This window comes from Nocardia sp. NPDC005978, from assembly GCF_040614455.1.
In the GTDB taxonomy this organism is placed as follows: domain Bacteria; phylum Actinomycetota; class Actinomycetes; order Mycobacteriales; family Mycobacteriaceae; genus Nocardia.
This window is the reverse complement of record NZ_JBEXUS010000003.1, coordinates 150,732-158,295: the sequence shown is the minus strand read 5'-3', so window position 1 is coordinate 158,295 and position 7,564 is coordinate 150,732. Positions and strand designations below refer to the sequence as shown.

The following is a 7,564-nucleotide window of genomic DNA, read 5'->3' as shown; positions in this document are numbered from 1 at the left end:
GCCACGTCCATCGAGAACCATCGAGTTGACGTGGACCGTGTTACTCCTGCGGTTACTTCACCCCAGTGGGCGCGCGCCCGCAAACCCGGCGGTCCGAACTCACCTCATCACTCGCCGTCGACCGGCAGACCGGGTAGTGCGAGCACCGCCTCGACCTGCGTCCATGCCCCCGGCGCGGGCACGGCGTCCACCACGATCGCCCGCAGATCCTCGAGCACCTCGGGATCACCGAGCCCGGTGAGCCGATCGCGCGCCGCGAACAGGTGCGTCACCCATTCCTCGGCCAGATCGGCCAGGGCGGGCTCGCCCTCGGCCGCCGTCAGCACCACCGAGGCCCCGACCGCGCCGGCCGCGACGAGTTCGACCAGTGCGAGGACGGATTCGGGCGCGCCGTACTGATAGGTGCGGGATTCGAAGGTCAGCTCACCCGCCACGCGGACCCGTTCGACCGCGGCGGCGAGAGCGTCGTAGCTCAGGGTCGTCCCGGTCACGTATGCCGCGTCGTCGCCGCGCAGCGCCCGGGTCCGGCTGGCGTAGGTGACCGGCCGGGCGGATTCGGCGGCCGTTTCGGCGATGACCGCCGGATCGTCGAGCAGCAGCCAGTCCACGCCGTCCGCGGACACGGGCGCGACCCCGGCCGCGAGACCCACCTTCACATCGAGCCCGGGCGCGATGCCGTCCGAGAACGGCACCAGCGCCGCTCCGGCCTGCAGGATCGCCCAGGTCGCGACCGCCAGGTCCACCCCGCGATCGAGGCGGACCGCGACGCCGGTGCCCGGCCCGCTGCCCCGCGCGATGAGGATGCGGGCCAGTCGCGCCGACCGGGCCGCCAGTTCCTGGTAGCTGACCGCGTCCTCGCCCCACACCAGGGCGGGGCCGTCCGGATCGTCGTCGGCGGCGGTGACGAGCACCTGGCTCAGGGCCGTGCCGCGCGCCACGGCGACGACCGGCTCGGCGGGTGTGAGCGGCGCCGGTGACTCGGCCGCCTGCGCGCGCTCGTGCTCATCGAGCAGGTCGATGTCGCCGACCGGAATCTGCGGGTCGGCCGCCACGGCCGCCAGCACGCGTTCGAGCCTGCGGCCGAACGACCGCACCGTCGCCTCGTCGAAAAGGTCGGTGGCGTACGAGAACACGATGCCGAGATCGCCGAAATCACCGTCCACCGCGGGGCGGGGTTCGACGCCGATCTGCAGATCGAACTTGGCCACGGTGAGGCCGGAGTCCAGGGCCGAGACCGTCAGACCGGGCAGTTCCACCACCGGCTGCTCGGTGTTGAGCAGCGAAAGCACCACCTGCAGCAGCGGATTCGCGGCGCCGCGACCGGCGGCGGCCACCTCGGCGACCCGTTCGAACGGCACGTCGGCATTGGCGAAGGCCGACAGGTCGGCCTCGCGCGCCTGCTCGACGAGGGCGTCGAAGGGCGCGGTGGGATCGACCACCGTGCGCAGGGTCAGGGTGTTGACGAACATGCCGACCAGGTCGTCCAGCGCGCGTTCCCCGCGCCCGGCGACCGCGGTGCCCACGGCGATGTCGTTACCGCCGGACAGTCGCGCCAGCACCACGGCCAGCGCCGCGTGCACCACCATGAACAGCGAAGCGTTGTGGCGGCGCGCGATTCGATTCAGTTCCGCGTGCACCGCGGCGGGGACCGTGGTGTCCACCAGCGCGCCGCGCATGCTCGACACCGCCGGGCGGGGGCGGTCCAGCGGCAGCACCGGCGTGTCGGGGAGACCTGCCAGGCGATCCCGCCAGAACGCCAACTGCTGTGCCGCGCGCGAGGTCTCGTCGTCGTCGGCGCCGATGACCGTGCGCTGCCAGACCGCGAAATCACCGTACTGCACGGTCAGCGGCGTCCAGCCCGGCGTCGCACCCGCGGTGCGGGCCAGGTACGCGGTCATCAGGTCGCGCGCCAGCGGGGCCATCGACGAGCCGTCGGCGGCGATGTGGTGCGCGACCAGCACCAGCAGGTGATCCTCGGGATCGGTGCCGGTGAGCAGGCGCACCCGCACCGGAACCTGTGCCGCGACATCGAATCCGGCCGAGGCCAGTTCCACCAGTCGCGCCGGGACGTCGGCCATGCGCTCGGTCTCGAGCCCGCGCGGCAGCACATCGGCGACCGAGAGGATCTCCTGGTACGCCGGCGCGCCGGGCGCGGATTCGGGGTAGCGGGTGCGCAGCACCTCGTGCCGCAGCAGCACGTCCTCCGCGGCCTGCCGCAGCGCGGCCACATCGAGCGCGCCGGTCAGGCGGATGGCCATCGGGATGTTGTAGGCCGGGGACTCGGGATCGAACTGGTTGAGCACCCACATGCGCTGCTGCGCGAGCGAGAGCGGCAGCCGCTGCGGGCGCTGCCCGGCGGTCAGCGGCGGCCGCGCCCCGGCGCCCGCGCCGGGCACGATGCGCGCGGCCAGTCCGGCCACGGTGGAGGTCTCGAACAGCTCGCGCACCGCGACGTCGGCGTGCAGGGCCTCGTTGACCCGGGCCACCGCCCGCGTCGCGACCAGGGAGTTGCCGCCGAGTTCGAAGAAATCGTCGTCGGCGCCGACGCGCTGGGCGCCCAGCAGATCGGCGAACACCTGCGCCACGATCTCCTCGATCGGGGTCCCGGGCGCACGGAAGGCCTTGGCCTCGAACACCGGTGCGGGCAGGGCCTTTCGATCCAGCTTGCCCGAGGCGTTCAGCGGGAAGGCGTCCAGCACCACGGTGGCGGCGGGCACCATGTAGCCCGGCAGCGTGGCGGTCAGCGCGGATTCCAGTGCGGCGGTGTCGATCACCGCGCCGGGTTCGGGAACCACGTATCCGACCAGGCGATCCCCGGCGTGCGCGTCGGCGCGCACCACGACCACCGACTGCGCGATGCCCGGCTGGGCCAGCAGCGCCGCCTCGATCTCGCCGAGTTCGATGCGCAGACCGCGCAGCTTCACCTGGAAGTCGGTGCGGCCCAGGTATTCCAGCTCCCCGGAGGCGGACCACTTCACCAGATCGCCGGTGCGGTACATCCGTTCGCCGTCGACGAAGGGATCGGCCAGGAATCGATCCGCGGTCAGATCCGGGCGCCGCACATAGCCGCGCGCCAGCTGCGCACCGGCCAGGTAGAGCTCGCCCGCGACGCCGACCGGAACCGGCACCAGGCGCGAATCCAGCACGTACACGCGGGTATTGAAGACCGGGCGGCCGATCGGCACCGACACCGTGTCGGCGGCGGTGACCTCGTGATAGGTGACGTCGACCGCGGCCTCGGTGGGTCCGTAGAGATTGTGCAGGCGGGCACCGGTCAGCTCCCGCAGTCGCTGTGCCGTCGGCGCGGGCAGCGCCTCACCCGAGGCGAAGACGTGCCGCAGGCGCAGATCGGGGGTCGCCGCGTCCAGCCCGGCCACGAACACCGCGAGCATCGACGGCACGAAATGCGCCGTGGTGATGCCCGCTTCGGCGATGACGCGGGTCAGGTAGGCCGGATCCCGATGCCCGTCCGGGGTGGCGACCACCAGGCGCGCACCGACCTGAAGGGGCCAGAAGAACTCCCACACCGAGACGTCGAAGGTCGCCGGGGTCTTCTGCAGCACCGCGTCGTCGGCGGTGAGCCCGTATTCGGACTGCATCCACACCAGGCGATTCACGATGGCCGCGTGCGAGACCGCGACGCCCTTGGGGCGGCCGGTCGAACCCGAGGTGAAGATGACGTACGCCGAATTCTCCGGCCGCAGTGGGCCGGTGCGCTCGGCATCGGTGAGCGGTGCGCCGCTGTGCCCGAGCGCGGCGCGCTCGAGGTCCTCCACCAGGGCCGCGTCGGCCGCGGTGAATTCGTCACGCGCGGTGCTCAGCACCAGCCGGGGTTGCGCAGTGTCGAGAATGTGCGCGATGCGGTCCAGCGGCTGATCCGGATCCAGCGGCACGTACGCCGCACCGGTCCGCAGCACCGCGTACATCGCCACGACGAGTTCGGTGGAGCGCCGAATGGCCAGGGCCACCAGCGATTCCGGACCTGCTCCGGCGGTGCGCACCAGTTCGCGGGCCAGGCGGGCGGACCGCTCGGCCAGTTCCCGGTAGGTGAGCGCCTCGTCCTCGAAGACCAGGGCCACCGCGTCGGGGGTGGCCGCGACCTGCGCGTCGAACTGCGAAACCAGTGTCGCGGCGGGCATATCGACCGCGGTGGCGTTCCAGTCGTGCAGCACGCGCGCCCGCTCGCCGACGCCGAACAGGTCGATGTCGCCGACCGACGCGTTCGGGTCCGCGCTCACCGCGGCCAGAATCCGCGCGAACCGGTTCGCGAAGCCCGCGATCGTCGATTCGTCGAAAAGATCCAGCGCGTAGGAGAACTCGGCGGCCAGACCGGTGGCGTCGCCGCGCTCGTCCATCTCCTCCTGCACGGTGAGCTGCAGGTCGAACTTGGCGAACGGCACCTCGAGATCGGCGCCGGACACGCTCAGGCCCGGCAGTTCCAGCCGCGTGGGGGCCAGGTTCTGGAAGGCGAGCATGACCTGGAACAGCGGATTGCGCGCCTGGGAGCGCGCCGGATCGAGCAGTTCCACCAGTCGCTCGAAGGGCACGTCGGCATGCCCGAAGGCGCGCACGTCGTGCTCGCGCACCTGCGCCAGCAGTTCGTCGAACGACCGCGCGCCATCGACCTCGGTGCGCAGCACCAGGGTGTTGACGAACATGCCGATCAGATCGTCCAATTCGGCCTCGCCGCGACCCGCCACGGGCGTGCCCACGGCGATGTCGGCCGTGCCGGACAGCCGCGCCAGCAACACCGTGAGCGCCGCGTGCACGACCATGAAGAGCGTCGAATTGCGGCTCTCGGCCAGCCGGCGCGCGGCGGCGTACACATCATCGGCGAGCGTGAATCGGTAGGTCCCACCGCGATACGAGGCGACCGGGGGCCGCGGGCGATCCGCGGGCAGCACCAGTTCGTCGGGCAGATCCGCCAGCGCCTCGCGCCAGAACGCGATCTGCCGGGCCAGCACCGAGGTCTCGTCGTCCTCGCGGCCGAGCGTTTCCCGTTGCCACACCGCGTAATCCGCGTACTGCACGGACAGCGGCGCCCAGGACGGGGCCACCCCGCGCGCGCGTTCGGCGTAGGCGGTCACCAGATCCCGCGTCAGCGGTCCCATGGAGAAACCGTCGGCGGCGATGTGGTGCACCACGCACACCAGCACGTGCTCCTGCGCGCCGACGCGCAGCACTCGCAGGCGAATCGGCGGCGCTGTGGTCACGTCGAAACCGCCGGCGACCACCTCGCCCACGCGGGCGCGGATATCGGCGAGGTCGATGTCGAGCACGTCGAGCGCGGGCACCGCGCGGGGATCGTTCAGCGCCAGCACCTGCTGGAAGCCTTCGCCGTCGACCTCCGGGTAGATGGTGCGCAGCACCTCGTGCCGCTGCACCAGATCCCGTGCCGCGGCGCGCAACGCGTCGATGTCGATGGCGCCGGTCAGGCGCACCGCGAGCGGGATGTTGTTCACCGCGCTGGCGGGATCGAAGCGATTGAGGAACCACATGCGCTGCTGGGCGAACGAGAGCGGCACCCGCTCCGGGCGGGCCAGGGTGCCCAGCGCGGGACCGGTGGCCGCGACGCTCTCCCCCTCCAGGCGCGAAGCCAGCGCCGTGACCGAGGACGCCTCGAACAGCACGTGCACCGGCACCCGGACGCCGAGCGCGTTGCCGATGCGCGCGGTGGCCTGGGTGGCCAGCAGCGAGTTGCCGCCGAGTTCGAAGAAGTCGTCGTCCGCGCCGACCCGCACCGGGTCATCGGCCTCGGGTGGAGTCAGCAGGGCCGAGAACACCTCGGCGATCGCCTGTTCGGCGGCGGTGGCGGGCGCGCGGAAGGCGCGCGCGTTGAACTCCGGCTCGGGCAGGCGCGCGCGATCGAGCTTGCCCACCGGATTCAGCGGAATCTCGTCCAGCACCATGAGGGCCGCCGGAACCATGTACGCGGGCAACGACTCTCCCGCGAAGGCGGCCAGCGCCGCGGTGTCGACGACCGCGCCCGGGCGCGGCAGCACGTAGGACACCAGCGCGGCCGCGCCGGTCGGCAGGGTGACGCCGAGGGTGGCCGCGTAGTCGATATCGGGATGCGAGGCCAGCACCGCGTCGATCTCGCCGAGTTCGATGCGCAGACCGCGAATCTTCACCTGGAAGTCCGAGCGGCCGTGATACTCGAAATTGCCGCTGTCCAGGCGCTTCACGAGATCGCCGGTGCGGTACAGGCGCGATCCGGCCTCACCGTTCTCGGCGTCGCCGAACGGGCTGGCCACGTAGCGCTCGGCGGTCAGGCTCGGGCGATACAGATAGCCCTGTGCCAGACCGGGACCCGAGAGATACAGCTCGCCGACCACGCCCGCGGGCACCGGCCGCAGCCGCGCGTCCAGCACGTACGCGCCGATGCCGGGGATCGCGGTGCCGATGTGCTCGGGATCGCCGGGGGTGAGGACCTCGGTGCCGACGGAGATCGCGGTGACCTCGGTCGGGCCGTACTCGATATAGAAGGAGCGCGTCGGAGAGGACCAGCGATCCACCAGATTGGTGCTGACCCGCTCACCACCGCACATGATGGCGGCGAGATCGTCCAGCCCGGTGTGATCGATGGATTCGAGCACCGCGGGGGTGATGCACATGTGGGTCACGCGCTCGCGGCGCAGCACCTCGGCCAGCTCCGGCCCGCCGAAGACGTTCGGCGGCACCACGACCAGCGTCGCACCGGCGGTGAAGGCCATCAGCATTTCGACCAGGGAGAAGTCGAAGCTGGGGGTGGTCAGCTGCGAGACCCGCGATTCGCCGGTGACCCGGCGGCGCTCGCGCATGGCGGTGGCCAGGTGCGCCACGCCCGCGTGCGTGGTGGCCACGCCCTTGGGCTTACCGGTGGAACCGGAGGTGTAGATGATCCAGGCCAGATGCTGTTCGGCGAGCGGGCGCACCCGATCGGCGTAGGAGACCGGATGCGCGGGCTGCGCGGCGATGGCCGCTGCCAGCTCCGGATCGTCGAGTTCGAGCCAGGTCGAGGCGTCGTCCAGCCCGCCCCGGTGCGCACGCAGCGTCAGGCCGAAGTCGGTCCGGGAGTCGGTGAGAATGTGCTCGATGCGATCGACCGGATAGGACGGATCCACCGGCAGATACGCCGCGCCGGTCTTGGCGATGCTCCACATGGCGAGCACCGATTCCACCGACCGGGTGATCGCCATGGCGACCACGTCGCCCGGCCCGACCCCGCGCGCGATGAGTTCGCGCGCTATCCGCGAGGACTGCTCGTCCAATTCGCGGTAGGTGACCTCCCGCTGATCCTCGGGCGCGCCCGTCGGATTGAAGGAGATGGCGACGGTGTCGGCCGCGGACTCGACCGCGGCGGTGAGAAGCTGCCCGAAAAGGGGGCTGCCGGACCGACGCCGACGATTACCGCGAGCAGTACGGCGGGCAGTATCCATTCGAGTGCATTCACCTCTCGGGTCTAGCTTGATCCGCGCGCCGAAAACCTTCGGTCAACCCACACGGGACCCCGGTCAACCCCTGGGCCGGCGGACCGAGCAATCATATCGGGCGCGCGGAGCCGCGATAACGGCTCGAGCTCAGT

General features: G+C 71.5%; 1 protein-coding gene. It reads right to left on the bottom strand.

The window, feature by feature from the left end:
* Positions 1-107 precede the first annotated feature (107 nt).
* Positions 108-7,418, bottom strand: a complete 7,311-nt coding sequence (locus tag ABZ319_RS02660; RefSeq protein WP_354984536.1) for an amino acid adenylation domain-containing protein — start codon at positions 7,416-7,418, stop codon at positions 108-110.
* Positions 7,419-7,564: the final 146 nt, after the last annotated feature.

Excerpts from the sequence above, each read along its gene's own strand:
- ABZ319_RS02660 (WP_354984536.1), bottom strand. The coding sequence starts at position 7,418 with ATGGATACTGCCCGCCGTACTGCTCGCGGTAATCGTCGGCGTCGGTCC.